General features: G+C 72.5%; 27 protein-coding genes. 15 read left to right on the top strand and 12 right to left on the bottom strand.

All coding sequences use genetic code 11. From position 1 onward, the window contains the following. Positions 1–380: 380 nt before the first annotated feature. The 3 genes from gap to CP978_RS03375 all read right to left on the bottom strand — a co-directional run bounded on the left by gap (position 381) and on the right by CP978_RS03375 (position 2,967). Complete coding sequence (gap, locus tag CP978_RS03385) at positions 381–1,379, bottom strand: type I glyceraldehyde-3-phosphate dehydrogenase (protein ID WP_043437368.1); 999 nt, start codon at positions 1,377–1,379, stop codon at positions 381–383. A gap of 106 nt (positions 1,380–1,485) precedes the next feature. Then, positions 1,486–2,442 carry a GlxA family transcriptional regulator gene (locus CP978_RS03380; RefSeq protein WP_043437365.1) on the bottom strand — a complete coding sequence of 319 codons (957 nt, stop codon included), beginning with the start codon at positions 2,440–2,442 and terminating at the stop codon, positions 1,486–1,488. A 51-nt stretch (positions 2,443–2,493) separates the two neighbouring features. After that, entirely contained in the window at positions 2,494–2,967 is a 474-nt protein-coding gene (locus CP978_RS03375) for a DUF6194 family protein (RefSeq protein ID WP_043437363.1), read from the bottom strand. Positions 2,968–3,054: 87 nt separating this feature from the next. On the opposite strand from CP978_RS03375, the gene CP978_RS03370 reads away from it, so the two are divergent. Then, positions 3,055–3,777 (top strand): MerR family transcriptional regulator, encoded by a 723-nt coding sequence (locus CP978_RS03370; protein ID WP_052453989.1) that lies wholly within the window; start codon positions 3,055–3,057, stop codon positions 3,775–3,777. Positions 3,778–3,861: 84 nt separating this feature from the next. Further along, positions 3,862–4,848, top strand: a complete 987-nt coding sequence (locus CP978_RS03365) for an NAD-dependent epimerase/dehydratase family protein (protein WP_043437360.1) — start codon at positions 3,862–3,864, stop codon at positions 4,846–4,848. A gap of 126 nt (positions 4,849–4,974) precedes the next feature. Here CP978_RS03365 and CP978_RS03360 read toward each other — a convergent pair whose 3' ends face one another. After that, positions 4,975–5,781, bottom strand: coding sequence for a hypothetical protein (locus tag CP978_RS03360; protein WP_043437358.1), 807 nt, complete (start codon positions 5,779–5,781; stop codon positions 4,975–4,977). A gap of 178 nt (positions 5,782–5,959) precedes the next feature. Between CP978_RS03360 and CP978_RS03355 the strand changes: the two genes are divergently transcribed. Continuing rightward, on the top strand, positions 5,960–6,205 hold the full coding sequence (locus CP978_RS03355) for a DUF6332 family protein (protein WP_043437357.1): 246 nt from the start codon (positions 5,960–5,962) through the stop codon (positions 6,203–6,205). 116 nt (positions 6,206–6,321) lie between these two features. Here the strand turns inward: CP978_RS03355 and CP978_RS03350 are convergent, their stop codons facing one another. Continuing rightward, a complete protein-coding gene (locus tag CP978_RS03350) occupies positions 6,322–6,846 on the bottom strand; it encodes a DinB family protein (protein WP_043437356.1) in 525 nt (174 codons plus the stop codon). 165 nt (positions 6,847–7,011) lie between these two features. Here CP978_RS03350 and CP978_RS03345 point away from each other — a divergent pair, with 165 nt between their 5' ends. Together CP978_RS03345 and CP978_RS03340 are read left to right on the top strand one after the other, a co-directional pair. After that, positions 7,012–7,296: a DUF211 domain-containing protein gene (locus CP978_RS03345; protein WP_043437353.1), complete on the top strand. Its 285-nt coding sequence runs from the start codon at positions 7,012–7,014 to the stop codon at positions 7,294–7,296. Continuing rightward, entirely contained in the window at positions 7,293–7,838 is a 546-nt protein-coding gene (locus CP978_RS03340) for a hypothetical protein (RefSeq protein WP_043437352.1), read from the top strand. Before CP978_RS03345 ends, CP978_RS03340 begins: the two co-directional genes overlap by 4 nt. 83 nt (positions 7,839–7,921) lie before the next feature. On the opposite strand, the gene CP978_RS03335 is transcribed toward CP978_RS03340, so the two are convergent. The 5 genes from CP978_RS03335 to CP978_RS03315 form a co-directional block, all read right to left on the bottom strand. Then, the gene (locus CP978_RS03335; RefSeq protein WP_052453988.1) at positions 7,922–8,290 is read right to left on the bottom strand and encodes a hypothetical protein; all 369 of its coding nucleotides are present in this window, start codon (positions 8,288–8,290) and stop codon (positions 7,922–7,924) included. After that, positions 8,287–9,957 (bottom strand): aa3-type cytochrome oxidase subunit I, encoded by a 1,671-nt coding sequence (ctaD, locus tag CP978_RS03330; protein WP_052453987.1) that lies wholly within the window; start codon positions 9,955–9,957, stop codon positions 8,287–8,289. The genes CP978_RS03335 and ctaD overlap by 4 nt, the downstream gene beginning before the upstream one ends. Positions 9,958–10,213: 256 nt before the next feature. After that, positions 10,214–10,447, bottom strand: coding sequence for a hypothetical protein (locus CP978_RS03325; RefSeq protein ID WP_043437348.1), 234 nt, complete (start codon positions 10,445–10,447; stop codon positions 10,214–10,216). 122 nt (positions 10,448–10,569) lie between these two features. Next, positions 10,570–11,514, bottom strand: a complete 945-nt coding sequence (locus tag CP978_RS03320) for an ROK family protein (RefSeq protein WP_052453986.1) — start codon at positions 11,512–11,514, stop codon at positions 10,570–10,572. Between the two features lie 42 nt (positions 11,515–11,556). Further along, the gene (locus CP978_RS03315) at positions 11,557–12,339 is read right to left on the bottom strand and encodes a GntR family transcriptional regulator (RefSeq protein WP_052454514.1); all 783 of its coding nucleotides are present in this window, start codon (positions 12,337–12,339) and stop codon (positions 11,557–11,559) included. Between the two features lie 274 nt (positions 12,340–12,613). Between CP978_RS03315 and CP978_RS03310 the strand changes: the two genes are divergently transcribed. The 10 genes from CP978_RS03310 to iolD all read left to right on the top strand — a co-directional run bounded on the left by CP978_RS03310 (position 12,614) and on the right by iolD (position 23,513). Continuing rightward, entirely contained in the window at positions 12,614–13,768 is a 1,155-nt protein-coding gene (locus tag CP978_RS03310; protein WP_043437346.1) for a Gfo/Idh/MocA family protein, read from the top strand. Further along, complete coding sequence (locus CP978_RS03305; RefSeq protein ID WP_043437344.1) at positions 13,765–14,736, top strand: sugar phosphate isomerase/epimerase family protein; 972 nt, start codon at positions 13,765–13,767, stop codon at positions 14,734–14,736. The genes CP978_RS03310 and CP978_RS03305 overlap by 4 nt, the downstream gene beginning before the upstream one ends. Before the next feature lie 92 nt (positions 14,737–14,828). Beyond that, positions 14,829–16,223 carry an ABC transporter substrate-binding protein gene (locus CP978_RS03300; protein ID WP_043437342.1) on the top strand — a complete coding sequence of 465 codons (1,395 nt, stop codon included), beginning with the start codon at positions 14,829–14,831 and terminating at the stop codon, positions 16,221–16,223. Next, on the top strand, positions 16,220–17,203 hold the full coding sequence (locus CP978_RS03295; RefSeq protein ID WP_079161984.1) for a carbohydrate ABC transporter permease: 984 nt from the start codon (positions 16,220–16,222) through the stop codon (positions 17,201–17,203). The genes CP978_RS03300 and CP978_RS03295 overlap by 4 nt, the downstream gene beginning before the upstream one ends. A gap of 3 nt (positions 17,204–17,206) precedes the next feature. Further along, positions 17,207–18,037, top strand: coding sequence for a carbohydrate ABC transporter permease (locus CP978_RS03290; protein ID WP_043437339.1), 831 nt, complete (start codon positions 17,207–17,209; stop codon positions 18,035–18,037). Between the two features lie 5 nt (positions 18,038–18,042). Further along, entirely contained in the window at positions 18,043–18,855 is an 813-nt protein-coding gene (locus CP978_RS03285) for a 6-phosphogluconolactonase (RefSeq protein WP_043437337.1), read from the top strand. Next, entirely contained in the window at positions 18,852–19,829 is a 978-nt protein-coding gene (iolC, locus tag CP978_RS03280) for a 5-dehydro-2-deoxygluconokinase (RefSeq protein WP_052453985.1), read from the top strand. Before CP978_RS03285 ends, iolC begins: the two co-directional genes overlap by 4 nt. Next, positions 19,826–20,734 carry a Cgl0159 family (beta/alpha)8-fold protein gene (locus CP978_RS03275; RefSeq protein ID WP_052453984.1) on the top strand — a complete coding sequence of 303 codons (909 nt, stop codon included), beginning with the start codon at positions 19,826–19,828 and terminating at the stop codon, positions 20,732–20,734. Before iolC ends, CP978_RS03275 begins: the two co-directional genes overlap by 4 nt. After that, on the top strand, positions 20,734–21,618 hold the full coding sequence (gene iolB, locus CP978_RS03270; protein WP_043437336.1) for a 5-deoxy-glucuronate isomerase: 885 nt from the start codon (positions 20,734–20,736) through the stop codon (positions 21,616–21,618). The genes CP978_RS03275 and iolB overlap by 1 nt, the downstream gene beginning before the upstream one ends. Beyond that, the gene (gene iolD, locus CP978_RS03265) at positions 21,615–23,513 is read left to right on the top strand and encodes a 3D-(3,5/4)-trihydroxycyclohexane-1,2-dione acylhydrolase (decyclizing) (protein ID WP_043437334.1); all 1,899 of its coding nucleotides are present in this window, start codon (positions 21,615–21,617) and stop codon (positions 23,511–23,513) included. The genes iolB and iolD overlap by 4 nt, the downstream gene beginning before the upstream one ends. A 199-nt stretch (positions 23,514–23,712) precedes the next feature. On the opposite strand, the gene CP978_RS03260 is transcribed toward iolD, so the two are convergent. Both CP978_RS03260 and CP978_RS03255 read right to left on the bottom strand, forming a co-directional pair. After that, on the bottom strand, positions 23,713–24,342 hold the full coding sequence (locus CP978_RS03260) for a maleylpyruvate isomerase family mycothiol-dependent enzyme (RefSeq protein ID WP_043437332.1): 630 nt from the start codon (positions 24,340–24,342) through the stop codon (positions 23,713–23,715). After that, positions 24,335–25,261 carry an alpha/beta hydrolase gene (locus tag CP978_RS03255; RefSeq protein ID WP_043437329.1) on the bottom strand — a complete coding sequence of 309 codons (927 nt, stop codon included), beginning with the start codon at positions 25,259–25,261 and terminating at the stop codon, positions 24,335–24,337. The genes CP978_RS03260 and CP978_RS03255 overlap by 8 nt, the downstream gene beginning before the upstream one ends. Positions 25,262–25,341: the final 80 nt, after the last annotated feature.

The following is a 25,341-nucleotide window of genomic DNA, read 5'->3' as shown; positions in this document are numbered from 1 at the left end:
GCGGCGGCGCTCCTGGGCGCCTGCCGGTGGCCGTCGCATCCGGGTATCACCCCGAGATGTCGTCGTCACCCGCCACGGTCGGTCTCCTCGACACACGATGAAAAGGGCTGCCCAGCCTTGCAGCGCGGGCGCCATCTCTCCTGGGAATTTGTGCCCCTGGGCCCGGACCGCCCGCCGCCGAGGCCGGACGTCCGGCCGGGAACGGACGAACCGGCCGCCCGGGCAGAGGCCTCGGGACGGCCGGTTCGGGTGCTCCCACGATGCCGGGGCGAGGGCACGGCGGCCCTGCGCACGGACGGACGCGGACGGCTACCGGTCCACGGGGCGACACCGGCGCTCCCGGGTCCGTGGAGAGGCGACGGGGCCCCGCCGGTGTCCGGTCAGCGGCCGGCGAGGAGCTGGAGCGTGTCGATCACACGGTTCGAGAAGCCCCACTCGTTGTCGTACCAGGCGACCACCTTGATGTGGCGGCCGTCCACCCGGGTGAGGGCCGAGTCGAAGATCGACGAGGCCGGGTTGCCCGTGATGTCGGACGAGACCAGCGCGTCCTCCGAGTACTCCAGGACGCCCGCCAGCGGCCCCTCCGCCGCGGCACGGTACGCCGCCAGCACCTCGTCGCGGGTCACCTCGCGGGCGACGGTGGTGTTGAGCTCGACGATCGAACCCACCGGAACCGGCACCCGGATCGAGTCGCCCGACAGCTTGCCCTCGAGGTTCGGCAGCACCAGGCCGATCGCCTTGGCCGCGCCCGTCGTGGTGGGCACGATGTTGACGCCGGCGGCGCGGGCGCGGCGGGCGTCACGGTGCGGACCGTCCTGAAGGTTCTGCTCCTGCGTGTAGGCGTGCACGGTCGTCATGAAGCCGTGCTCGATGCCCGCGAGTTCGTCGAGCACCGCCGCCAGCGGCGCAAGCGCGTTGGTCGTGCAGGAGGCGTTGGAGACGATGGTGTGCACATCCGGGTCGTACGCGTCGGTGTTGACCCCGAACGCGAGCGTGACATCGGCGCCGTCCGACGGCGCGCTGACGAGCACCTTCTTCGCACCCGCGTCGAGGTGGGCACGGGCGGCCTTGGCCGAGGTGAAGCGGCCGGTCGCCTCCAGCACGATCTCGACGCCCAGCTCGGCCCACGGCAGTTGCGCAGGCTCACGCTCGGCGAGCACCGTGATGCGCCGGCCGTCGACGACCAGGGTGTTCCCGTCGACGGTCACCGGGCGCCCGAGACGGCCGGACGTCGAGTCGAAGGCGAGCAGCCGCGCGAGAGCGGCGGGCTCGGTGAGGTCGTTGACGGCGACGATCTCGAGGTCGCTGTCGCGCTCGAGCAGCGCGCGCAGCACATTACGTCCGATGCGGCCGAATCCGTTGATGGCGACGCGGGTCATGGGTGGTGCTCCCTTCGGTTCACCACCAGGTTCCCGGGCCGCGCCCGCCCGCGGCAGCGGCGCGAGCGCCATGGTTCGCAAGGATCCCGCCAGGGGCCCGGCGGGGTTACTCCCCCTGGGCGAAGGTGCGTCGGTAGTCGCTCGGCGTGGTGCCCAGAATGCGCTGGAAGTGCAGCCTCAGATTGGCACCGGTGCCGAGCCCGACATCGGCGGCGATCTGCTCGACGCTCCGCTCCGAACGCTCGAGCAGTTCACGGGCCATGTCGATGCGGGCACGCATCACCCACTGCATCGGCGTGTACCCGGTGTCCTCGACGAAGCGCCGCGAGAAGGTGCGTGGAGAGACCGCCGCGTGCCGAGCGAGCAACTCCAGGGTGAGGTGCTCGCCGAGCCGGTGCAGCGCCCACTCGCGGGTGGCGGCGAACCGCTCGCCCAGCGGCTCGGGCACACTGCGCGGAACGTACTGCGCCTGACCGCCGCTGCGGTAGGGGGCCGCGACGAGCCGCCGGGCCGTGTGGTTCGACGCGGCCACTCCGAGGTCCCCGCGCAGGATGTGCAGACACAGATCGATGCCCGAGGCGGCTCCGGCCGAGGTCAGCACGGTGCCCTCGTCGACGAACAGCACATTCTCGTCGACCTGGACCAGCGGATGCTTCGCCGCGAGCGCCCGGGTGTAGTGCCAGTGCGTCGTGGCGCGTCTGCCGTCGAGCAGGCCCGTGGCGGCGAGCGCGAAGGCGCCCGTCGAGATGGCGGCGAGCCGAGCCCCCCGACCGTGCGCGGCGAGCAGCGCGTCCACCACGGCCCGCGGCGGGTCCTCCCGGTCCGGGAACCGGTAGCCCGGGATGAAGACGGTGTCGGCCCACACCAGTGCGTCCAGACCGTCCGCGACGTGGTACGACAGTCCGTCACCGCCGGTCACCAGTCCCGGTGCCGCACCGCACACCCGCACCTCGTACGGCATGCTCGCCCGGGTCGTGAACACCTGCGCGGGAATGCCGACATCGAGTGGCTTGGCGCCCTCGAGGACGAGGACGGCGACACGATGCAGGCGGGGGACGGGCATGGGGACAGAGTACGAGGGGGACGGTGCCGGAGCGGGCCGCTGCACAGGGGGTCAGGAGCGCAGCTCCGCGCGTCGCTCATGGCGCAGGCGTGCCCCTTGGTGGGCGATGCCCAGCAGTTCACGGGTTGCCGCCTCCGTGCGCGGGCCCGGGTTCACCACCGCCAGCCAGCCGGCGCTGCCGTAGAGGGGGTGCGCGAGCACGGTGTCGACGGCAGTGAAGTCGACCTCGGCGGTGGCGGGTTCACGGGGCGCGTGGCCGGTCCAGTGGAGGAACGCCGCCGTTCCGGCGGCGATGTTGACCCGGAAGGTGTCCGGACGGGTGAGAGCCGATGCCGTGTCACCGGGGTAGTCCTTGGTCACGATCGTCGCGAAGGGCTGGGCCGTCGCCGGGGCGACGCCGTCGGGGGCGTAGGAGAAGAAGGTGTCGCCCCAGCTGATCTCCGGTGAGCCGTCACCCGGCGCCGGCCTGACGGTCAGGACGCCGTCGAGGCCGTCCATGAAGCTGATGATCTCGTCCATAGTCATGTGCTCCAGCGTTGCATTGAGGTGCTTGTGGAGACTTGGATGCGGTGAAGGAGGGTTTTCAGGGTGTCAGGTCTCAAATCAGGGGTCATGCGGACGATCGATGTCGCCCGGCGCGCCGGGTACTCCGTGCAGCAGATCCGCAATCTCGAACGGGACGGTGTGCTTCCGCCGACGACACGCACGGCCTCGGGCTATCGCGTCTACGGAGAAAGGCATCTGCGGTCCGCGCTGGCCTATCGCGCCCTCGCGGCGGGGGTGGGTCCGGTCGAGGCCAAGGAGATCGTCCGGGCCGCCCACCGGTTCCCCGTCTCGGGGGCGGTCCTCGCCCTTCTCGACGCGGCGCACGCCCGGCTCGACACGGAGCGAAGGGGGCTGAGGCGGGCCGAGGAGGCGGCGCGGGCGATCTCCGCCGAGCCGATCGACGACGTACGCGCATCGGACTCGATGCACGTCTCCGAACTCGCCGCCGCTCTCGGCGTACGTCCCTCGACCCTGCGGCACTGGGACGCGGAGGGCCTGGTCGTCCCCGACCGGGACCCGGCGCGGGGAACGCGGTGCTACACACCGGCCCAGGTACGGGACGCCCGGATCGTGCACCAACTCCGCAGGGCCGGTTACCGCATCGCACCCCTTCGGGCCCTCGTGCCGGAACTGCGGCGCGCCCGCCGGACGGAGGAGCTGGCCGCCGCACTGGCCGCCAGGGACGCCGATCTCGCGGCGCGCTCCAGGGCACTGCTCGACGCCGCCGCCGCACTCGGCGCCCTGCTCTCGCCGACAGCCCGGGGACGACCGCCCGCCGACACCCCGTAGGACACGGCGCCCGGGTCGCACCACCCGCTCTGCTGTCAGGAGATCCGTCTGGGCGCCGGGCGCGCGCGGTGCTTGAGTGTCGGTATGGAGATCTTGGTTCTGGGTGGAACGGCATGGCTGGGCCGGGAAGTGTCGCGGCAGGCGGTGGAGCGCGGCCATCGGGTGACCTGCCTGGCACGGGGCGAGAGCGGGGACGTCTCGGAGGGGGCGAGGCTGGTGGCCGCCGACCGCCGCGATCCGGCAGCGTACGACCCACTGCTCGACCGTGAATGGGACGCGGTCGTCGAGGTGTCGTGGCAGCCGGGCTTCGTACGGGAGGCGCTCGACGCACTGAGCGGCAGGGCCGGGCACTGGAGCTATGTCTCCACCGGCAACGTCTACGCCTCCCATGCGACGCCGGGCGCCGACGAGTCCGCGCCCCTGCTTGCCCCGACCGACCTGAGCGTGGTCGACGGCGCGTCGTACGGGGAGGCGAAGGTCGCCTGCGAGCGGGCGTCCGGCGCCGCCGTGGGCGACCGCCTCCTCATCGCGCGCGCCGGTCTCATCGGGGGCCCGGGAGATGCGAGCGGACGGTCCGGCTACTGGGTCGCCCGGGCCGCACGCGATCCGCACGGGCCGATGCTGGTTCCCGACACGCCTGACATGCCGACGCAGACCGTCGACGTCCGGGATCTCGCCGCCTGGTTGCTGGACTCGGCGGAGAAGGGGAACACCGGCACCTACGACGCCGTCGGTCCGGTCGTCCCGTTCAAGGAGTGGATCGAGCTGTCCCGGACGATCGGCGGCCACACCGGGCCGGTGGTCACCGCCGACTCGGGATGGCTGCTGGCGAACGGGGTGAGCGAGTACATGGGGGAGGAGTCACTGCCGATGTGGCTGGCCGAACCGGGCTGGGAGGGCTGGTCGGCGCGGAGCGGAGCCGCGGCCCGCGCCGCGGGGCTGCGCCATCGGCCTCCGGCGGAGCTGCTGGCCGACACCCTGGCCTGGGAGCGCGAACAGGGCCTCGACCGCCCACGCCGCGCCGGCCTCAGCGCCCGGCGCGAGCGTGAACTGCTCGCCACCCTCGGCTGACGGCCCAGGCCGGCCGAGCGGGCCCGGCGGCCCCGCCCCTGCCGTGGCCCCTGCCGTGGCCCGGTCGTGCTGCGGAGCAGGCCGCCCCGGTGGTCCCGGGCCGGCCCGCTCCGAAGGCATGACCCGTTACTTGACGTCGACGTAGTCCGCGGTCGCGGTCGCGCCGCCGGTGGTGGTGGTCGCCCCGAAGGTCCAGCGCCAGTAGCCGTCGGCGGAGGCGGTGACCGTGGTCTTGAGGGCACCGGCCGAGTTCGCCTTCACGGTCTTGAGCGTGCGGTAGGTGCTGGTACCGGCCTTGCGGAACTGCAGCTTGGCCGACTTGCCGCCGAAGCCGGTGTACTTGTGCTTCGCCCAGTCCGCGCGGGTGATCTTGCCGGTGACGGTGAGTTTGCCGCCCTTGGCGACGGGCTCGGGCGAGGCGTCGACGGTGACCTTCGCCGCGCGCTTGACCTGCACGGTGACGGAGAGCGGCAGATACTCCTGGCTCTTGAGCTTGCCCTTCGCGTCCCAGATGCGCACCCAGAGGGCGCTCTTCCAGGTCGTGGCGTCGTTGTTGGCGTCCAGGGTGTAGCGGGGGTCGATGTACAGCTCGCCCTCGCAGTCGGCGGCCGCGGGGCCGGTCTCGTTGCAACTGCTGAAGTTCATGAAGATGGGCCTGCCGTTGTCGACGCCCTTGGCCGCGGTGGTGCCGTGGTACAGGTACAGAGTGGCGTTCACATCGGTCTGCTTGAGGCCGGACGGCCACGACAGGTGGTACTTGAAGGTGGGGAAGACCTCGGCGGACGTACCCACGACGATGGGCTTGCCCTTGTTCAGGACCAGGTTCGAGACCTTGACGCCGGTGCTCGCCGCCTGCGCGGTCGGTGCGGTGAACGCTCCCAGGGCGAGCGTTCCCGCGAGCACGACCGCGAAGCCGGATCTGCCTGCGCGCATGCGCAACCTCTTCGTTGGTGAAGGACTGGTAAGGGTCCGGTAAAGGGAATGGATCGTCGCAGGGTAACAGCCCCTTGGCTGACGCCGGTTGGAGGTACTGCCCCCGACGCCCTCGACGCAGGGGACGGGCATCCGCCGTGCCTGGTTTCGGATCGGGCCTGCGGGCCATGCTCCGGGCATGAGTACAGGGCGACGAAGCCAGGCGGAGCGCGACGAGATCACGGTGGAGATCAGCTATGCGCTGTTCAGCGCGGGTTTTCTCGCCGTCGTGGTGTTCGCGGCCATCGCCGGCCCCGCCCTCGTCTGGGACCTTTCGCCCGCCGTCGACACAGCCCTGCTGATCACGGCAGCTTCGGTCGCCGGACTCCTCGGAGCCCTCCGGGTCGTCCATGTCCTCCGGACCTTCGCGAGACGGCGCCGCTGACGCCCCCGTTCTGCCGTCACCGACGTACCGTCAGCCCATCACACGCGCCCAGACCGGAGGCCGCGTGGGCAGGCGGTCGGGTCCGCCGGGGCGGTGAGGGCTTGCTCGGCGGTGCCTCACACCCCCGTGGTGCCGTCGATGCGTTCCCGGATCAGGTCGGCGTGACCGTTGTGGCGTGCGTACTCCTCGATCATATGAACGAGGATCCAGCGCAGGGAGGCCTCCTTGTCCCCGACGAAGCCGGCTTCCCGGTCCGAGAGCTTGCCGGTGTCCTCCAGCGACGCGCCGGCCGTCAGCTCGCGGCTCCGTGCCACTGCCCTGCGCCACTCGTCCAGTGTCTCGTCGCCCCCGCGGTCCGGGGCGAGTTCGAAGTCACCGCTGCTCTCCGGGGCCATCGGCGGCACGTCGAGGCCGGCGAACACCCGATGGAACCAGTTGCGTTCCACCATCGTCAGATGCTGGACCAGGCCCAGCAGTGTCATCGACGACGGTTCCACCGAGGCCAGGCACAGCTGACGATCGTCGAGCCCCGCGCACTTCGACGCGAGGGTCGCACGGTGGAAGTCCAGCCAGCTTTCGAGCATGGCGCGTTCATCGGCATGTGGGGGCGGGACGGCGCGTCCGTCCGGGGTCGTGACCATGTGTTCCACCCTTGCACAGACCACTGACACGCCCCGGAGAACGGCACCGGGCGTTCGACCCCGGATCAGGAACCGGGCGCGCGAGGTCCGAGGGCGGTGCGTGTGCGGCCCGCGCCGGATCTGCGCATGCTGGGGGTGTGGCGGCCCCTCGGTAGGGAGTGGACGATGCCTGTCCGGCGACTGGTACTGGATGTCGATAAGACGGTCGGCGAGCCCGATCTGATCGATCTCGCTCTGGTGATCGAGGCCGTCTCCGGGGTGCAGGCCGTGAACATCGCGGTCACCGAGATTGACATCGAGACCGTCGGCACCAATGTCACCGTGGAGGGCGACGCCATCGACGTCGAGGCGCTGAACCGGGCCATCGAGCGCACCGGCGCCGTGGTGCACAGTGTCGACGAGGTCGTGGCCGGCGCCTACACCTTGGAGAACACACCGCGGTCGCGATGACGCGGCGTCTGCGGGAGGCGGCCGCACAGTCCACCCGGCCGCTCGTGCTGGGCCTGGTGGACGGCCTCCTCAATGCGCTCACCCTCGCCGCGGGCTCGCTGGTGGGCTCGGGACCGCCGGTCAGCTACACCCTGGCGGGCCGGGTGGGACTGGTGGCGCTGACGACCGCCGCGTTCGCGGTCTTCGTGGCCGACTACGCCGAGCGCCGTGCCCATCTGGTGCGTGCCTCACGGCAGCTGAACCTGACCAGGCGGGGGCACCTGGCCACCACACGGCTCGGCCGGCTGGCGACGGCGCGCTCGGCGACGGCCACCGTGCTCGCCTGCACCGCGAGTTTCGTCGGAGCGGCGCTGCCCCTGCTGGCGGGTGCCGCGCTGCCCGGCCTGTCATGGGTCGTGGTGGCCCTGGCCGTGGTCACGCTCGCGGTGCTCGGAGCCGCGCTCGGGCACCTGTTCGCCGGTAACCCGGTCCGATGGGCGGCGGTCCTGGGGGCCGGCGGCATCGCGGTGACCTGGATCGGTGTCTGGCTGCACATCACCTGACCGGCCCTGCCGCACCCCGGTCGACCGCAGGGCCCGCGCAGCAGCCCCGGCAGCATCCACCCTCGCGTACGAGGCGGAGCCGGTCAGGAGCGCTGGGCGGCCACCGTGATCATCGCCATGGCCGCGGCGCCCGCCACTCCGGCGATCGACCAGGCCACGCAGCGGGCGCGCAGCCGGAGATAGCGGTCCTCGTACTCCGCACGGAGTTCCCGGCAGCGGTCGGCGACGCGTTGCAGGTCCTCCCGCGCATGGACCAGGCAGACGCGGACATAGTGCTCCTCGACGTGCTCCCGCTGCGCGGTGGTCAGCCACTCCAGCGGCTCGGTGAAGGCCCGGGCCCGCTGCTTCGCCTCGGCGATGCGGGCCCGGCACAGCAGATAGCCCTCCACCTCGTTGACCATGCCGGCCGGCGACCTCGGCTCCTCGCCCGCGCGGCCCGCCGCGTCCGTCATACCGGCAGACCCCGTCTGGGTGTCTCCGAGATCTCGGGGTGGTGCAGGTCGAAGGCCGGGCATTCGCTGCGGATCATCGGCAGCGTGACGAAGTTGTGCCGCGGCGGCGGGCAGGAGGTCGCCCACTCCAGCGAACGGCCGTACCCCCAGGGGTCGTCACGGCGGACGGGCTTGCCGTGGGTCGCCGTCCGCCACACGTTGTAGAGGAACGGAAGCATCGACAGCCCCAGCAGGAACGAGCCGATGGTGGAGACCGTGTTCAACGCGGTGAAACCGTCGGCCGCCAGATAGTCGGCGTACCGGCGGGGCATCCCCTCGGCGCCCAGCCAGTGCTGCACCAGGAACGTCGTGTGGAAGCCCACGAACAGCGTCCAGAAGGTGATCTTGCCCAGCCGCTCGTCGAGCATCTTGCCGGTGAACTTGGGCCACCAGAAGTGGAATCCGGCGAACATGGCGAAGACCACGGTGCCGAAGACGACGTAATGGAAGTGGGCCACCACGAAGTAGCTGTCGGAGACATGGAAGTCCAGGGGTGGCGACGCCAGGATGACACCGGTCAGACCGCCGAAGAGGAAGGTCACCAGAAAGCCGGTCACCCAGAGCATCGGGGTCTCGAAGGACAGCGAGCCCTTCCACATGGTGCCGATCCAGTTGAAGAACTTCACCCCGGTGGGCACCGCGATCAGGAACGACATGAAGGAGAAGAACGGCAGCAGCACCCCACCGGTGACGAACATATGGTGCGCCCACACCGTGACCGACAGGCCCGTGATGGAGATCGTCGCGCCGACCAGCCCCATGTAGCCGAACACCGGCTTGCGGGAGAAGACCGGGATGATCTCCGTGACGATGCCGAAGAAGGGCAGCGCGATGATGTAGACCTCGGGGTGGCCGAAGAACCAGAACAGGTGCTGCCACAGCAGTGCACCACCGTTGGCCGCGTCGAACACATGGGCGCCGAACTTGCGGTCCACCTCAAGCGCCAGCAGCGCCGCGGCCAGCACCGGGAAGGCGAACAGCACCAGAACGCTGGTGAGCAGCACGTTCCAGGTGAAGATCGGCATGCGGAACATGGTCATTCCGGGGCAGCGCATACAGATGACCGTGGTGATGAAGTTGACCGCACCGAGGATGGTGCCGAAGCCGGACAGCACCAGGCCCATGATCCACAGGTCACCGCCGATACCCGTCGAGTGCACCGGGTTGGTGAGCGGGGAGTAGGCGAACCAGCCGAAGTCGGCCGCGCCCTGCGGGGTGAGGAAGCTGCCGAGGACGATCAGCCCGCCGAACAGATAGAGCCAGTAGGCGAGCATGTTGAGCCGGGGGAAGGCCACATCGGGGGAGCCGATCTGCAGCGGCATGATCCAGTTGGTGAAGCCGGCGAACAGCGGCGTCGCGAACAGCAGCAGCATGATGGTGCCGTGCATCGTGAACGCCTGGTTGAACTGCTCCTCCGACATGATCTGCAGGCCCGGGCGGGCCAGTTCGGCCCGCATCAGCAGCGCCAGCACGCCGCCGATCAGGAAGAACACGAACGACGTGATCAGATACAGGGAGCCGATGGTCTTGTGGTCCGTGGTCGTCGCCCACTTGACCGCCAGCGCCCCGGGCCGCAGGGGGCGGCGCGGAGCGACGGTTTCGGAGGTGCTCTGCTCAGTGTCTGTCATGCGGCCCGTTCACACTTCCCGGAGAGACATCGGTCCATGAGTTCCGCCGAGTGCGCCGCGGAACTCGGCACCTCATCCTTCCGCCCGGGGCGCGCACGGACGCGGTCCCCGTCCCCTGGACGGCCCAAGACCCGGCCCTGTTGCACCTGATCGGCCCAGCCGTCGCCGGCCGGAGAGCCCGGTCGGCGACGAGCCCGGTCGGCGACGGGCGCCCGCCGACCCCGGTGCGCGACGGCGGGCGTCCGACGACGCGAGGTCAGCGGTCCTCGCCGCCGAAGGCCACGTCGTCCGCGCGGACGGTGGCGACCACCCCGGCCGAGGTGACGTCCAGGGAGCTCACACCGAGCGGGGAGGGGTCCTGCCGCCGGGAGTTCTGCTTGCTCAGCGTCTCCTCGATCGTGCGGGTGAGCCGTTCGGGAGCGGGACGGCCCAGGATCCGGGCGTCCTCCAGCGAGTCGGCGACCCGGCCGTCGCGCAGCGAAGGGCGCAATGCGCCGGAATCTGCTGCTGCCGCTCGGTGCGGGGCTCGCCGGTGCGGCGGTCGCGGGGGTGACCCTGGCCAGGCGGATCGCCCGAGGGGAGTGCCTCGACGGCGGCGGGCCGGCCCCCCCGTCAGGAACAGAGCGCCGCGGCCCCGATGAGGCCCGCGTCCGGGCCGAGGGTGGCGCGGCGCAGGGGCGGGGGCTCGGGGCGGGTGCGGGTGGTGTGGGCGTAGGCCTCGCGCAGGGCGGCGTGCAGTGGTCCGTCACCGGTGCCGAGGCCGCCGCCCAGGACGATCGCCGAGGGGTCGAGGACCCGGACGAGTTGGCCGAGCACGGTGCCCAGGGCCTGTCCGGCGGTGGTCAGTATGCGGCTCGCGGCCCGGTCGCCGGAGCGGGCGAGGGCGGTGACCTCCCGGGCCCCCGGCACGGGGGAGCCGCCGCAGGCGGTGCGGCGTTCGCCGATGCCGCGGCCCGAGCAGTACCGCTCCAGGTTCCCGTGCCAGTCGGGGTCCACGGAGGCGGGGACCTCCAGCTCGCCGAGGGCGATGGCCTCCCCGCGCCGCCCGGCGACCGGCCGCCCGTCGAGGACGAGGGTGGAGGACAGACCGGTGCCCAGGGAGACATAGAAGAAGTCGGCCAGGTCGCGGCCGACGCCGTGGCGTGCCTCGCCGAGGGCCCCGCAGCGCACATCGGAGCCGACGGCCACCGGAAGGCCCGGCGCGGCCTCGGCGCCGAGCACCGCGGCGGGCTGGACGTCCCAGGCGAGCACCTCACGGCTGGTCAGCATGCCGTCGGCGTCGACGTACTCGGGGAATCCGGCGCCCAGCGCGGTCACCGTGACACCCAGCCGGGCCGCGTCGTCGAGGAGGGCGCGGGCGGCCCGGGCGGTGCCCGCCAGACCGGGATCGCGCAGCCCTCCGTCGGCGGCGTCGGTGGGCAGTTCGCGGCGGTGCAGCAGGGTGCCGTCGGCGGCGACGAGGCCGGCGGCGATCTTGGTGCCGCCGACGTCCAGGGCCGCGACGGCCGAGGGACCGGACGGCGCCCCGGCGGACGCCGGGGTCGGGCTGGTGTTCACGGGGGTTCGCCTTCGCCTGTGATGCGGTGGGATGCGGTGGGGTCAGTCGGAGCTGCGGTGCAGGGTGGCCTCGAGCCGGTATGCGTCGCCGCGGTACACGGCCCGGCCCAGCAGCACCGGGGTGTCGGTCTGGTCGTAGGTGATCTCCTCGCCGACCAGCACAGGGGTGCCCGGCGGCACCCGCAGCAACTCCGCCTCCGCGGACTGGGCGCCGTCGGCGCGCGCGGTGTACGTGCTGTGCATGACACGCACCCCGGCCCTGGCCTCCAGCTCGGCGAAGAGCGAACGGTCCGTCAGATCGACGTCCTCCAGGGCCTGGGCGCGTGCGCGCACCAGGACCGTGGTGTCCAGGCACACCGGTACGTCGTCCAGCCCGCGTACCCGGACGATCTCCAGCACCTCGGCGGCGGGCGCGATACGCAGCCGCGCGGCCTCCTCGTAGCCGGCCGGGCGGACCTCGCGGCGCAGCAGCCGTGCGGTGGCGGTCAGGCCCCGGGCCCGGGCGATGTCGGTGAAGCTCTTCAGCACGCTGGGCGGTTCGCTGACCACATCGGTGGCGACGAACCAGCCGCGCTGCGGGGAGGAGTGCAGTCTGCCCTCCTCCTCCAGCAGGGCGAGGGCCTGGCGCAGGCTGCTGCGGCTGACCCCGACCCGCTGGGCCAGGGCGCGCTCCCCGGGCAGTTGGCTGCCGGCTGCCCAGGCCCGGCGGTCCAGCAGCTGCCCGAGTGCGCGGTGGGCGAGCTGGACGGCGGGACCTGCGGTCGCGGTCGCGGCGGGGGCGGGGGAGGGGACGGAGGGTGAGGCCGGTGCGTCATGCGTGGTCACGGTCATGGACCGTACCAGAGCAACCAGTTCATGGACCAGATGAAAATCTGGTCCAAACACTGGACTGACTGGACTGAAGTGAGACATGATCCGACCACGCCGAAATCGGAAGCGCTCCTTCCCTTCTCCGGCGTGCGTCCGTCTGCCGGTGCCATGGGCCCACCGTCGGCCCCTGCCCAGGGGCTCAGGACCCTGTCCGAGGGCACACACCCCTGACACCGCCGGCCGCGACCGCCGCAGCACACCGCTCCGCACCCGAGCCGAGGGAGCCTCGATGCCGTCACATCCACCGGTCCGTCTCGCCGTCATCGGCGCAGGAACGATTTCTCAGTCGGTCCACCTGCCCGCCGTCCAGCGCCTGGGCACGCTGTTCGACATCGCCGTCGTGTGCGATCTGTCCCCCTCCCGCGCGGCGGCCGTGGCCGCCCGCGCCGGCGTGGGGGTACGGGCCGCACACCGCTACGACAGTGTGCTGGCCGACGACACCGTCGACGCCGTACTGCTGGCCACCCCCGGCACCCATGCGCAGGCCGCGCGCGCCGCGCTGGAGGCCGGGAAGCATGTCCTCGCCGAGAAGCCGCTGTGCCTGACCGTGGCCGAGGCCGAGGAACTGGGCGCGCTCGCCGAGGCCAAGGGCCTGGTGCTCCAGGTCGGCTACATGAAGATGTACGACCCGCTCACCGAGGTCGCCGCGGCCGAGCTGGCCGCGCTGGACACCCCCCGTACCGTCCGGGTCACCGTGCTGCACCCCGCCGACGAACCCCAGGTGGAGCATCTGCGGCTGGACCCGCCGGCCGACGACGCGGACACCTCCGTGATCGCCGAGGCCATCGCCTACGAGAACGCGCGCACCCTGGACGCGTTCGGCGAGATACCCGCCGAACTGGGCCGCTACTACCGGGACGTGCTCAACGGCTCGGTGATCCACGAGCTGTCCCTGCTGCGCGCCCTCGGCTTCACCCTGCCCACCTCCTTCGACACCGCCCAGCTGTGGCCGTGGCCGGTCGAGGGCGAACCGCCGTGCCTGCTGGCCACCGCGCCGCTCGGGGACGATGCCCGGCTGGTGCTCAACTGGAACTGGCTCCCGGACCACCCCGAGTACGGCGAGGAGATCGCCGTACTCGCCCGCGACGGCCGGCTCCGCCTGGACATGGCCGCGCCCTACCTGGTGGACGTGCGCTCCACGCTGCGGGTGGAACGCGCCGAGGGCGCGGTGCGCCGCGACACCACCGCACGCCACGGCTACGACACCGGGTTTGTCCGCCAGCTGGAGGAGTTCGCCGCGGCGGTCCACGGCGAGACGAAGGTCCGCTCCGGTGCCGCCGGGGCGGCCGAGGACGTGCGCTGCCTCCAGGCCCTGGTCGCCACGCTCGCCGCGCAGGCCGGCGTCGAGATCGGCGGCGAGGCCGCGCACGGGGGTGCCGCATGACCGGCCGCACCACGAACCCCGGCGCCGCCCTGCCCGACGGCATCCTGATCGGCAACGCGCCGGTGAGCTACGGCGTGTACGGCGAGGGCGCGGGCGGCCCCGGTTCCTCCCCCGGCGCCCTGCTGGCCTCCATGGCCGAGGCCGGCTACCAGGGGAGCGAACTCGGCCCGCCCGGGTTCTTCGGCACGCCCGAGCAGACCGCCGCGCTCTTCACCGAGCACCGGCTGGCCGCCGTCGGCGCCTACATCCCCGTGCACTACGCGCTCGACGACGACGTGGTGGAGCACGATCTGGCCCGGATGGAGCAGACCTGCCGTGAACTGGCCGCGTGCGCCGAGGCGGCGGGCACCCCCGCCGACCTGGCGCCGCTGGCCATCCTCGCCGACGAGGGCAGCGAGACCCTGCTGCACCACCCCGCCCGCCCCTGGGACGACCGCTCGCTGGCCCTCACCGAGGCCGGCTGGGAACGCCTGGCCCGGCTGTCCGAGCGCGCGGTGGCGATGGCCCGCTCCTATGGACTGCGCCCCTCCTTCCACCCGCACATCAGCACCTTCGTGGAGTCGCCCTGGGAGGTCGAGCGGCTGCTGGAGCTGACCGAGGTCGGCCTCACCCTCGACATCGCGCACCTCCAGCTGGCAGGCGGCGACCCCGTGGCGTGCCTGCGGGCCTGGCGCGAGCGGATCAACCACGTGCACGTCAAGGACGTACGCATGGCGGTGCTCGCCGAGGCCAAGGCCTCCGGCCGCACCGACTTCGACGAGTGGTGGGCCGACGTCTGTGTGCCCTTCGGCGCGGGCGACGTCGACATCGACGCCTTCCTGTCCGAGCTGCTGCGCGGCGGTTACCGCGGCTGGCTGCTCGTGGAGCAGGACCGGGCGCCGACCCCGGCCGAGGAATATCCCGAGGTCGCCGCCGAGCAGGCGGCCAACCATGCCTGGCTGGCCGCGAAGGTGGCCGCCCACTCCTGATCACCCCGGTGTCCGGGGCGCACGGCCCGCCCGCCGTGCCTGCCCGGCGCCGTTCCCGGTCCGCCCGTGTGCGGACCCGAAGTGGAGCAAGGATGAACAAGCTGCGATGGACCGGGGCCGCGGGGGTCGCCCTGGCCGGGCTGCTGGTCTCCGGGTGCGGTGTCCCCGGAGCCGGTGGCACCACCGCCTCGTCCGGCGTCACCGGACCCCGGATCACCCAGCCGGTGACCGACCAGGAGGTGGCCAAGTCCGGCCCCACCACCCTGCGGGTGCTCGCCGACTCCGGCGAGGACGCCACGCTCAAGGCGCTCGTGCCGATGTACGAGAAGAAATACCCCAACGTCAAGGTCGACGTCGTCACCAAGGGCTTCGACGACCTGATGAAGACCGTCGTCAACTCGATGTCCGGCACCGACGCGCCCGACCTCGTCCAGGGCAACCAGGGCTACGGCACCGACGGCCCGCTGGTCAAGGCCGGACTGATCCGCCCGCTGGACGATGTGATGCGCGCCTACGGCTGGGAGAACACCTTCACCGACGGCGCCCTCAAGCAGTACCGCTGGACCCCGGACGGCGCCGTCTTCGGCTCCGGAAGCCTCTACGGCATCTCACCGGCCACCGAGTACGTCGGGGTGTTCTACAACACCGACAAGCTGGCGAAGCTGGGCATCGAGCCGCCCACGACCTACGCCGAGTTCACGGCCGCGCTGGCCCGCGCCAAGGCCGCCGGACAGCAGCCCATCATGCTGGGCAACGCCGAGAAGTACCCCGCCAGCCAGGTCATCGGCCTGGTCCAGGCGCAGAACGTGGCCAGCCGCGACATCCGCTCCTGGATCAGCGGAGTCCCGGGCGCCACCATCGCCGACAAGGGCACCGAGGCCGCGGCCGGCACCGTGCAGGACTGGGCGAAGCGCGGCTGGTTCGGCAAGGGCTACGACGGCATCAGCTCCGACGACGCGGTCGCCAAGTTCAGCCACGGCCAGGGCGTCTTCCTGGTCGCCGGCTCCTGGAACGCGCCCGCCCTCCAGCAGAGCATGAACGGCCATGTCGGCTTCACCCTGCCCACCCGGCCCGACGGCACCCGCGCCACGGTCGGCTCGCTCGGCCTGGGCTGGCACATCAGCTCCAAGACCCAGCACCTGCCCGCCGCGGTCGCCTTCCTCGACATGCTGATGAGCGACCGGTTCGCGCAGACCCTCGCGGACGTCGGCCGCACCCCGGTCACCGGCCAGGGCACCGTCAAGGCCGACAGCGAGGTCGTCGACCAGGTCAACGGCATCGGGCTCAAACTGCTCGCCGACGACGGGCAGAACTTCTACCTCGACTGGGCCTCCACCACGATGCTCGACACCATCGGCTCCAAGACCCAGGACCTGCTGGCCGGCCGTATCTCACCCCACGGCTTCACCGAGGGCCTGCAGAACAACTGGCAGGCGTTCCAGGACCAGCAGCGCCAGGACGCGGCAGCCGCCGGAGGCACCCCGTGACCGCGGCCCCGCTCTCCGGACGGGCCACCGCCACCGAGCCCGCACCCCCCGCCCAGGACCGCCCCGGCCAGGAGCCCCGGGACCACCGGCGACGGCACGGCCTGCGCGCCTGGGCCGGACGCCAGTACTGGCCCGCCGTCTGGTACCTGCTGCCCGCCGCCGTCTTCTACACGCTGTTCGTGCTGCGGCCGCTCGGCCAGACCGCCTGGATATCGCTGTTCCGCTGGGACGGCCTCACCGAGGGCCGCTGGGTGGGCCTCGGCAACTACCGCGCCCTGCTGTCCGACACCCGCATCCCCGCGGCGATCGGCCACTCGCTGGAGTTCGTGGTCTTCTACGCGCTGCTCCCGGTCGCCCTCGGCCTGTTCCTCGCCGCCCTGATGTCCCGCATCCGGATCCACGGACTGAGCTTCTTCCGCGCGGTGCTGTTCCTGCCGCAGATCCTGGCCACCGTGGTGGTCGCCGTCTCCTGGCGGTGGATCTACGACATCGACGGGCCGCTCAACGCCGCCCTGCGCGCCGTCGGCCTCGGCTCCCTGGCCCGCGCCTGGCTGGGCGACTACCACACCGCCCTGCCCTCCGTCGGCCTGGTCGGCACCTGGGTGATGTACGGGCTGTGCATGGTGCTCTTCCTGGCCGGCACCCAGAAGATCCCCACCGAGCTCTACGAGTCGGCCCGGATCGACGGCTGCGGGCCGGTCCGTGAGTTCTTCACCGTCACCCTGCCCGCGCTGCGCGGCGAGATGTCCATCGCCCTGGTCCTCACCATCACCTACGCCCTGCGCAACTTCGACCTGGTGTGGAACACCACCACCGGTGGACCCGGCACCTCCACCACCGTGCCCAGCGTCTTCATCTACCAGGGCGCCTTCCTCACCCACGAGGTCGGCGGCGCCGCCGCGATCAGCGTCTGTCTGACCGCCGTGGTGCTGGTGGTGACCGGGGTCGTCATGCGCCTGGTGCGCGGAAAGGAGGGCTGACGGATGCTCACCAGCCGCCGCCAGACCGTCATCGGACACGCCGTCCTGGTGGTCGCCGCCATCGCCGCCCTGTACCCCTTCCTGTCCGTGGTGCTCCTTGCGCTCAGCAAGCCCGGCACCCGGCAGAGCGGCTTCACCCTGCCCACCTCGATCAGCTTCGCCAACTTCTCGCACGCCTGGAGCCGGGGACTGTTCTCCGAGGCCCTGGTCTCCAGCCTGATCGTGGCCGCCGCCGTGGTGGTGGGCACCATCGTGCTCGCCGTGCTGGCCGGCTACGCCTTCGCGGCCTTCCCCTTCCCGCTCAAGGGAGTGCTCCTGGGACTGCTGCTCGTCGGTCTGGTGATGCCCTACGAGGCCACCGTGATCCCGCTCTACTACCAACTGCGCGCCTGGCACCTCACCAACACCTACTGGGCGCTGATCCTGCCGCAGATCGGCCTGTCCCTGCCGTTCGCGGTCTTCTGGATGCGCACCTTCTTCGTCTCCACCCCGCCCGCGCTGCGCGAGGCGGCCTCGGTCGACGGCGCCTCCAGATTCCGCACCCTGCGGTCCATCCTGCTGCCGATGGCCGTACCCGCCATCGGCACCCTCGCCACCCTGCTCTTCCTCTTCGCGTGGAACGAGTTCCTGCTGGCGCTGGTCCTCGTCCCGGACGACCGCAGCGTGCAGACCGCACCGCTGGCCCTGTCGTTCTTCGCGGGCAACCGGCGCAACAGCGACCCGGGTGTCACGGCGGCCGCCGCCGTCATCGTCGCCCTGCCCGTACTCATCAGCTATATCGCCCTCCAGCGCCGCATGATCAGCGGCATGCTGGCGGGCGCCGTAAAGGAGTGACCCCCATGTCGGCCCCCCTTCCCCCGCGCGTCTTCGACAGCCCCGCCCTGCTCGGCGCGGAGCTGGCCCGCGAGATCGCGGACGGGATCGCGGAAGCAGCAGGCGCCGGCTGGCGCTATGTGCTGGGCTGCCCCGGCGGCCGCAGCCCCAAGCCGGTCTACGAGGCGCTCGCCGAACTGACCGCCGAGCGCCGGCTCGACCTGCGGCATGTCGTCATCGCCATGATGGACGAGTACGTCCTGCCCGACCCCGACGCGCCGGGCGGCTTCCACGACGTCGACCACGGCGCGCACAACAGCTGCCACCGCTTCGCCGCCGAGGAGATCGTCGCCCCCCTCGACGCCGCCGCAGGACCCGGCCGGGGCATCCCCGCCGACGCGGTGTGGTTCCCCGACCCCGCCGACCCGGAGGCCCACGAGCGGCGCCTCGTCGACTGCGGCGGCGTCGACCTGTTCATCCTGGCCTGCGGCGCCTCCGACGGGCACATCGCCTTCAACCCGCCCGGCACCGACCGCCACAGCACCAGCCGGATCGTCGAACTCGCGGACACCACCCGCGTCGACAACATGGGCACCTTCCCCGGCTTCGCCTCCCTCGACGAGGTGCCCCGGCACGGCGTCACCGTCGGTGTGGAGACCATCGTGGCCCACTCCCGGCGCGCGGTGATGATCGTGCACGGCGCCCACAAGCGCGAGGCGGTGCGCCGACTGACCGCCGCCCACGGCTACGACCCGGCCTGGCCCGCCACCCTGGTCACCGAGTGCGCCGACGCCGCGCTGTATGTCGACCGGGCCTCGGTGGGCGAGGACGCCGCATGACGTACGACCTGATCACCCTCGGGCGGGTCGGCGTCGACCTCTACCCGCAGCAGACCGGGGTCGGCCTGGCCGAGGTGAGCACCTTCGCCAAGTACCTCGGCGGCAGCGCCACCAATGTGGCCGTCGCCGCCGCCCGGCACGGACTGCGCAGCGCGGTCGTCACCGGCGTCGGCGACGACCCGCTGGGCGGCTTCGTCCGTGCGGCGCTGCGGGGCTTCGGCGTGGACGAGCGGCATGTGGTCACCGTGCCCGGGGCCCAGACCCCCGTGGTGCTGTGCGAGATCTTCCCACCGGACGACTTCCCGCTCTACTTCTACCGGCCCGACGCCCCCGACCTGCGGCTGCTGCCCGCACACCTGGACCTGCCCGCGCTGCGCGCCGCCCGGGTCGTGTGGGCCACCGGCAGCGGCCTCTGCGCCGAACCCTCGTACGGCACCACCCTGCGGGCGCTCGCCGAACGCGACCCCGGCACCGACACCGTGCTGGACCTGGACTGGCGCCCGATGTTCTGGGACCGCCCCGAGGACGCGCCCGCCCGCTACGCCCGGGCCCTGGAGCACGCCACCGTCGCGGTCGGCAACCGCGACGAGGTCGAGGTCGCGGTGGGCACCCGTGACCCCGACCGGGCCGCGGACCTGCTGCTCGCCCGAGGAGTACGGCTGGCCGTGGTCAAACAGGGCCCGGACGGGGTCCTGGCCCGCACCGCGACCGAGGACGTACGGGTGCCGCCGATCCCCGTCGAGGTGGTCAACGGCCTCGGCGCGGGCGACGCCTTCGGCGGCGCCCTGGTCGCGGGCCTGCTGGCCGGACGTCCGCTGACCGACACCCTGGCCGCCGCCAACGCCGCCGGGGCGCTGGTCGCCTCCCGGCACTCCTGCGCCGACGCGATGCCCACCCCCGAAGAGATCGCCGAGCTGACCGGCCGCACCACCCCGCGCGCCGCCACCACCCTCACCACCGGAGAACCCCGTTGAGCACCACCCTCGCCACCAGCCCCGCCGCCCGTGATCTCGCCGACGTCACCCGGATCCGGCTCACCGACCCCGACGCGATCCGCCGGGCCGCCCTCGCCCGCCCGAAGTTCGACGCCGCGGGCCTCGCCCGGCCGCTGTTCATTCTGGCCGCCGACCACCCGGCGCGCGGCGCGGTGGCCGCCGGGGGCGACGCCACCGCCATGGGCGACCGCCACGAGCTGCTGGCCCGCTGTGTCGAGGCGCTCTCCCGCCCCGGCGTGGACGGCTTCCTCGGCACCCCCGACCTGGTCGAGGACCTGACCCTGCTCGGCGCGCTCGACGGCAAGCTGGTGCTGGGCTCGATGAACCGGGGCGGCATCCCCGGCGCCTCCTTCGAACTCGACGACCGCTTCACCTGCTACGACGCCCGCGGCATCGAGGAGGGCGGACTGGACGGCGGCAAGGTGCTGCTGCGCGTCGACCCCGCCGACCCGGGCACCGCCGAGACCCTCAGCGGAACCGCCGCCGCCGTCAACGAACTGGCGGAGCGCCGGCTGCTCGCCCTCATAGAACCCTTCAAGTCGGTGCGTGAGGGCGGCAGGGTGCGCAACATCCTGGAGCCCGACGCGCAGATCTGGGTGAACAACATCGCCTCCGCGCTCGGCCGCACCTCCGCCTACACCTGGCTGAAGGTCCCGGTCGTCCCCGAGATGGAGCGCATGATGGCCTCCACCACCATGCCCACCCTGCTGCTCGGCGGCGAGGGCGGCGGCGACCCCGACGCCATGTACGCCTCCTGGCAGCAGGCGCTGCGCATCGAGCACGTCCGTGGGCTGATCATCGGCCGCACCATGCTCTTCCCCGCCGACGGCGATGTGGCCGGCGCCGTGGACACCGCCGTCTCGCTGCTCGGCCGGGAGTCCTGATGACCCGTCGGCTGCATCTGCCCGACGGCACCGCCGGGGCGGACGGCTTCCGGCTGGCGGTCACCCCGCAGGACGCCGGGTGGACCTACAGCTCCCTGCGCGTGCTCGACCTCGCACCGGGCGCCTCCCGGACCCTGGACACCGGGGCCAGCGAGCTGATCGTGCTGCCGCTGTCCGGAAGCTGCCGGGTGGAGATCGACGGCACCTCCTTCGGCCTCGACGGCCGCGCCGACGTCTTCAGCCGGGTCACCGACTTCGCCTACGCCCCGCGCGACGCCCGGGTCACCGTCCACTCCACGGACGGCGGCCGGTTCGCGCTGCCCGCGGCCCGCTGCGAGCGCCGGCTGGCGCCCGCCTACGGGCCCGCCGAGGCGGTGCCGGTCGAGATCCGCGGCGCCGGCCCCGCCACCCGGCAGGTGAACAACTTCGCCTCCCCGGAGGGCTTCCCCTGCGACCGCCTGGTCGCCGTGGAGGTGCTCACCCCCGGCGGCAACTGGTCCTCCTATCCGCCGCACAAGCACGACGAGCGGCGCCCGGGGGAGGCCGTGCTGGAGGAGATCTACTACTTCGAGATCGGCGGCCCCGGCCCGCACGGCCTCGGCTACCAGCGGGTGTACGAGCCCGCGGCGGCCGGAGGCGACGGGGTGGACGTGCTGGCGGAGGTCCGGCAGGGCGATGTGGTGCTCGTCCCCCGGGGCTACCACGGCCCCTCGATGGCCGCGCCGGGACATCCCCTGTACTACCTCAATGTGCTCGCCGGGCCGGACCCGCAGCGCACCATGGCGTGCTGCGACGACCCGGCCCATCACTGGGTACGCGCCTCATGGGACGGCCGGGCCGCCGACCCCCGGGTGCCGATCTGCGACGCCGGAGGGCCACGATGACCACGACCGGATCCCGCCCCACCCGCCGACTGACCACCGCCCAGGCGCTGGTGGCGTTTCTCGCGCAGCAGTACACCGAGCGGGACGGCGTCGAACAGCGGCTGATCGAGGGCTGCTTCGGCATTTTCGGCCACGGCAACATCGCGGGGCTCGGCCAGGCCCTGCTGGAACGCCCCGACGATCTGACCTACCACCAGGCCCGCAACGAGCAGGCCATGGTGCACGCCGCGGTGGCCTACGCCCGCACCCGGCGCAGGCTCTCCACTCTGGCCTGCACCGCCTCGGTGGGGCCCGGCTCCACCAATATGGTCACCGGGGCGGCCCTGGCCACCGTCAACCGGCTGCCGGTGCTGCTGCTGCCCGGCGACACCTTCGCCTCCCGCGCCGCCTCACCGCTGCTCCAGGAACTCGAACAGCCGTACGCCGCCGACCTCACCGTCAATGATGTCTTCCGGCCCGTCTCCCGGTTCTTCGACCGGATCTGGCGGCCCGAGCAGCTGCTCTCCTCGGCCGTGCAGGCGATGCGGGTGCTCACCGACCAGGCCGAGACCGGCGCCGTCACCCTGTGCCTGCCGCAGGACGTCCAGGCGGAGGCCTGGGACTTCCCCGAGGAGTTCTTCGCCCACCGGGTGTGGCACATCCGCCGCCCGGCCCCCGACGAGGCGTCACTGGCCGCCGCCGTACGGCTGCTGCGGGGCGCCCGGCGCCCGCTGATCGTGGCCGGCGGCGGGGTGATCCACTCCGACGCCACCGCCGCGCTCGCGGAGTTCGCCGCCGCCACCGGGGTGCCGGTCGCGGTCACCCAGGCCGGCAAGGCCGCGCTGCCGCACGGCCACCCGGCGGCCGTCGGCGCCGTCGGACACACCGGCAGCGCCGCGGCCAACGCCCTGGCCCGCGAGGCCGATGTGGTGATCGGCATCGGCACCCGCTGGCAGGACTTCACCACCGCCTCACGCACCCTGTTCGCCGACCCCGAGGTGGCCTTCGTCAACCTCAACATCGCCGCGTTCGACGCCGCCAAGCAGGCCGGGGTGTCCCTGGTCGCGGACGCCCGCGCGGGCCTCCAGGCGCTCGGCACCGCACTGTCCGGCTGGTCGGCCGCCCCGGACTGGCGCGAGCGCGCGGCCCGGCTGGTGCGCGGCTGGGACGCGGTGGCGGACGCCGCCTTCACCGCCGGACACCGGCCGCTGCCCGCCCAGAGCGAGATCATCGGCGCGCTGCGGGACGCCATGGGAGAGCGGGACGTGGTGGTGTGCGCCGCCGGTTCCATACCGGGCGATCTGCACAAGCTGTGGCGTCCCGCCGACCCGCTGGGCTACCACGTCGAGTACGGCTTCTCCTGCATGGGCTACGAGATCGCCGGAGGGCTCGGCGTGAAGATGGCCGCACCCGACCGCGAGGTCGTGGTGCTGGTCGGCGACGGCTCCTATCTGATGATGGCCCAGGAGATCGCCACGGCCGTCGCCGAGCGCCTCAAGCTGGTCGTGGTGCTGGTGCAGAACCATGGCTTCGCCTCGATCGGCGCGCTGTCGGAGCAGGTCGGCGCCGACCGGTTCGGCACCCGCTACCGCTACCGCGACCCGGCCACCGGTCATCTGGACGGTGACATCCTGCCGGTCGATCTGGCCGCGAACGCCGCGAGCCTGGGCGCGGACGTGCTCCGTGCCCAGGGCCTGGACGGCTTCCGCGAGGCGCTCGCCACCGCCCTCGCGGCCGAGCGCACCACCGTCGTCCATGTGGAGACCGACCCCCTGGTGCCGGCCCCCGGCTCCGACGCCTGGTGGGACGTCCCGGTCGCCGAGGTCTCCGCACTGCCCTCGGCCACCGCGGCCCGCGCCGCCTACGAGCAGCACAAGAAGGCCCAGCGCCCGCTGCTCACCCCACCCCCGGCCTGACCCGGCCTCCGGCCCCGGCAGCGAAACAGGCCCGCGTCCGCCGCACCCGACCACGGCGGACGCGGGCCTGCCGACGATCGCCTGCCCCGCTGTCGGCACGGCGGTGAAGGGACCCTGCGCCACCGGCCCCCTCGCCGTGGAGGAGGCCCCGGTTCGCCATCCGCGCGGGCGGTTGTGCTCACCGGAGCTCCCGCTGCCCTCACATGCGGGTCGCCAGCACGGCCACGCCTGCGCCGTGCAGCCGGGGCAGGGCATGGGGGCGGCCCGCGAGGGCGGAGACGAGGGCCTCGGCGGGGCCCCTGACGGCCAGGGACCGGTCACCGGGGCGTGACCACTCGGTGTCGGTGGTCAGCAGACACAGCCCACGGGCGCGTCGGGCTGCCGGGACGAACGGGTTGGGGATCCGGATCTCCACATCGAGGACGGCGTCCGCCACCTCGGCGTCGAGAACCTCGGTACGGCCGAGGGCGAGGGCGATGTCGAGGTGGTGGACCGTATGGTCGCCGAGGAGAAGTGGCAGGGGCAGGAGGCGCCCGATGCCCCGGGGGCGCTTCCGGCAGCGGTCGAACTCGTCCAGCAGATCGGGCGCACCGCGACCGACGGCGTGCTCCCGGCTGAGGCGGTCGTTGGCGGTGTCGAACGAGGACCGTCGTAGGACCGTGGCGGCCAGCAGTGCGGAGGCGGGCAGCCGCAGGCCGAGCACCAGGTGCGCCAGGACGTCCTGGTTCGTCCATCCCGCGCACAGGCTCGGCGCGCGCCACTCGTCCTCCGTCAGTTCCCTTGCGAACGCGACAAAGGCGTCGTCCTGACGTCGTAGCAGGTCACGCATGGCGCTCTCCGTACGCCTCGGACAGCGAGAGATGACGGACCAGGAAGTCCGTCTGGTCGCGGATGATGCGCTCGACGAGCGGCGGATGATAGACGGCGAAGTGGTCGGCGGGATAGCGGAGGAAGGTGCCGGCCGGCGCCCGCATCGCGGCTCGCACCGCGATGCGCGGATCGGTGAGGGTCTCATGGTCGCTGACGCAGACCAGCAGCGGCGACCGTATGTCGACGGCCCGGCGGGCGGCGTTGCGGGTGAGGAGATCGAGGCCGACGGCCGCAGTCACCCTGTTGTCGAAGTCCACGCCCGGCGGGAGCATCCCGTACCAGCCCTCCTTCGCGCCGGGGACGGTGACGACGGCGGTTCGGCCCGGTTCGTCGACGATGGGGACATAGCGGCGCTTCAGCCGTAGCCCGCGGCGGACCAGATCGCTCACGACCGGCGCCGCGAGCCGCGCGGCCGCGCGCCACCCCGCGCACCTCGCGGCGTCACGTGTGTCGAGGACGGGGCACTGCACCACCACGGCCGCCAGTTCGGGGTGCCGGGCCGCGTTCAGGAGTGTGTGAGTGGCGCCGAGGGAGGTGCCCCACAGTGCGATGCGTCCGGGGTCGATGCCGGGGGTTCGCCCGAGGAAGGCCAGCGCTGCCTCGACGTCCGCCAACTGGCGTCGGATCGAGATGAGCTGCCGTGGAACACCCTGGGAGGCGCCCAGGTGGGCGAAGTCGAAGGACAGCACGGCGAGGCCGGCGGCGGCGAAGGCCTGCTCGTACCGCCCGAGACGCATCTCATGGGTGGCGCCGAACCCGTGGACGAGCAGCACCGCCGGGTGCGGGCCCGCTCCCCGGGGGCGGGTGAGCCAGGCCGCGCAGCGCAGCCCTCGCGAGGGGAACCAGGTGGTGACGGTGGATGGCGCGGCGGACGGCATGACGGAGCCCTCTCCTCGATACGTACAGCGTACGTGTAGTACCGTGAGATACGTACGCTGTACGTGTCAAGTGGAGTGTC

Source organism: Streptomyces nodosus (assembly GCF_008704995.1).
In the GTDB taxonomy this organism is placed as follows: Bacteria; Actinomycetota; Actinomycetes; order Streptomycetales; family Streptomycetaceae; genus Streptomyces; species Streptomyces nodosus.
This window is presented reverse-complemented; position numbering and strand designations above follow the sequence as displayed.

Bases quoted from the DNA above. Each gene is read 5' to 3' on its own strand.
- CP978_RS03380 (WP_043437365.1), bottom strand. From the start codon at position 2,442: ATGCCCGTCCCCCGCCTGCATCGTGTCGCCGTCCTCGTCCTCGAGGGC.
- CP978_RS03350 (WP_043437356.1), bottom strand. From the start codon at position 6,846: ATGGTCACGACCCCGGACGGACGCGCCGTCCCGCCCCCACATGCCGAT.
- CP978_RS03290 (WP_043437339.1), top strand. From the start codon at position 17,207: ATGCTCACCAGCCGCCGCCAGACCGTCATCGGACACGCCGTCCTGGTG.
- ctaD (WP_052453987.1), bottom strand. From the start codon at position 9,957: ATGACAGACACTGAGCAGAGCACCTCCGAAACCGTCGCTCCGCGCCGC.
- iolC (WP_052453985.1), top strand. From the start codon at position 18,852: ATGACGTACGACCTGATCACCCTCGGGCGGGTCGGCGTCGACCTCTAC.
- CP978_RS03375 (WP_043437363.1), bottom strand. From the start codon at position 2,967: ATGACTATGGACGAGATCATCAGCTTCATGGACGGCCTCGACGGCGTC.
- CP978_RS03360 (WP_043437358.1), bottom strand. From the start codon at position 5,781: ATGCGCGCAGGCAGATCCGGCTTCGCGGTCGTGCTCGCGGGAACGCTC.
- gap (WP_043437368.1), bottom strand. From the start codon at position 1,379: ATGACCCGCGTCGCCATCAACGGATTCGGCCGCATCGGACGTAATGTG.
- CP978_RS03305 (WP_043437344.1), top strand. From the start codon at position 13,765: ATGACCGGCCGCACCACGAACCCCGGCGCCGCCCTGCCCGACGGCATC.
- CP978_RS03335 (WP_052453988.1), bottom strand. From the start codon at position 8,290: ATGACGGACGCGGCGGGCCGCGCGGGCGAGGAGCCGAGGTCGCCGGCC.
- CP978_RS03260 (WP_043437332.1), bottom strand. From the start codon at position 24,342: ATGCGTGACCTGCTACGACGTCAGGACGACGCCTTTGTCGCGTTCGCA.
- iolD (WP_043437334.1), top strand. From the start codon at position 21,615: ATGACCACGACCGGATCCCGCCCCACCCGCCGACTGACCACCGCCCAG.
- CP978_RS03355 (WP_043437357.1), top strand. From the start codon at position 5,960: ATGAGTACAGGGCGACGAAGCCAGGCGGAGCGCGACGAGATCACGGTG.
- CP978_RS03300 (WP_043437342.1), top strand. From the start codon at position 14,829: ATGAACAAGCTGCGATGGACCGGGGCCGCGGGGGTCGCCCTGGCCGGG.
- CP978_RS03310 (WP_043437346.1), top strand. From the start codon at position 12,614: ATGCCGTCACATCCACCGGTCCGTCTCGCCGTCATCGGCGCAGGAACG.
- iolB (WP_043437336.1), top strand. From the start codon at position 20,734: ATGACCCGTCGGCTGCATCTGCCCGACGGCACCGCCGGGGCGGACGGC.
- CP978_RS03285 (WP_043437337.1), top strand. From the start codon at position 18,043: ATGTCGGCCCCCCTTCCCCCGCGCGTCTTCGACAGCCCCGCCCTGCTC.
- CP978_RS03370 (WP_052453989.1), top strand. From the start codon at position 3,055: ATGCGGACGATCGATGTCGCCCGGCGCGCCGGGTACTCCGTGCAGCAG.
- CP978_RS03365 (WP_043437360.1), top strand. From the start codon at position 3,862: ATGGAGATCTTGGTTCTGGGTGGAACGGCATGGCTGGGCCGGGAAGTG.
- CP978_RS03340 (WP_043437352.1), top strand. From the start codon at position 7,293: ATGACGCGGCGTCTGCGGGAGGCGGCCGCACAGTCCACCCGGCCGCTC.
- CP978_RS03255 (WP_043437329.1), bottom strand. From the start codon at position 25,261: ATGCCGTCCGCCGCGCCATCCACCGTCACCACCTGGTTCCCCTCGCGA.
- CP978_RS03345 (WP_043437353.1), top strand. From the start codon at position 7,012: ATGCCTGTCCGGCGACTGGTACTGGATGTCGATAAGACGGTCGGCGAG.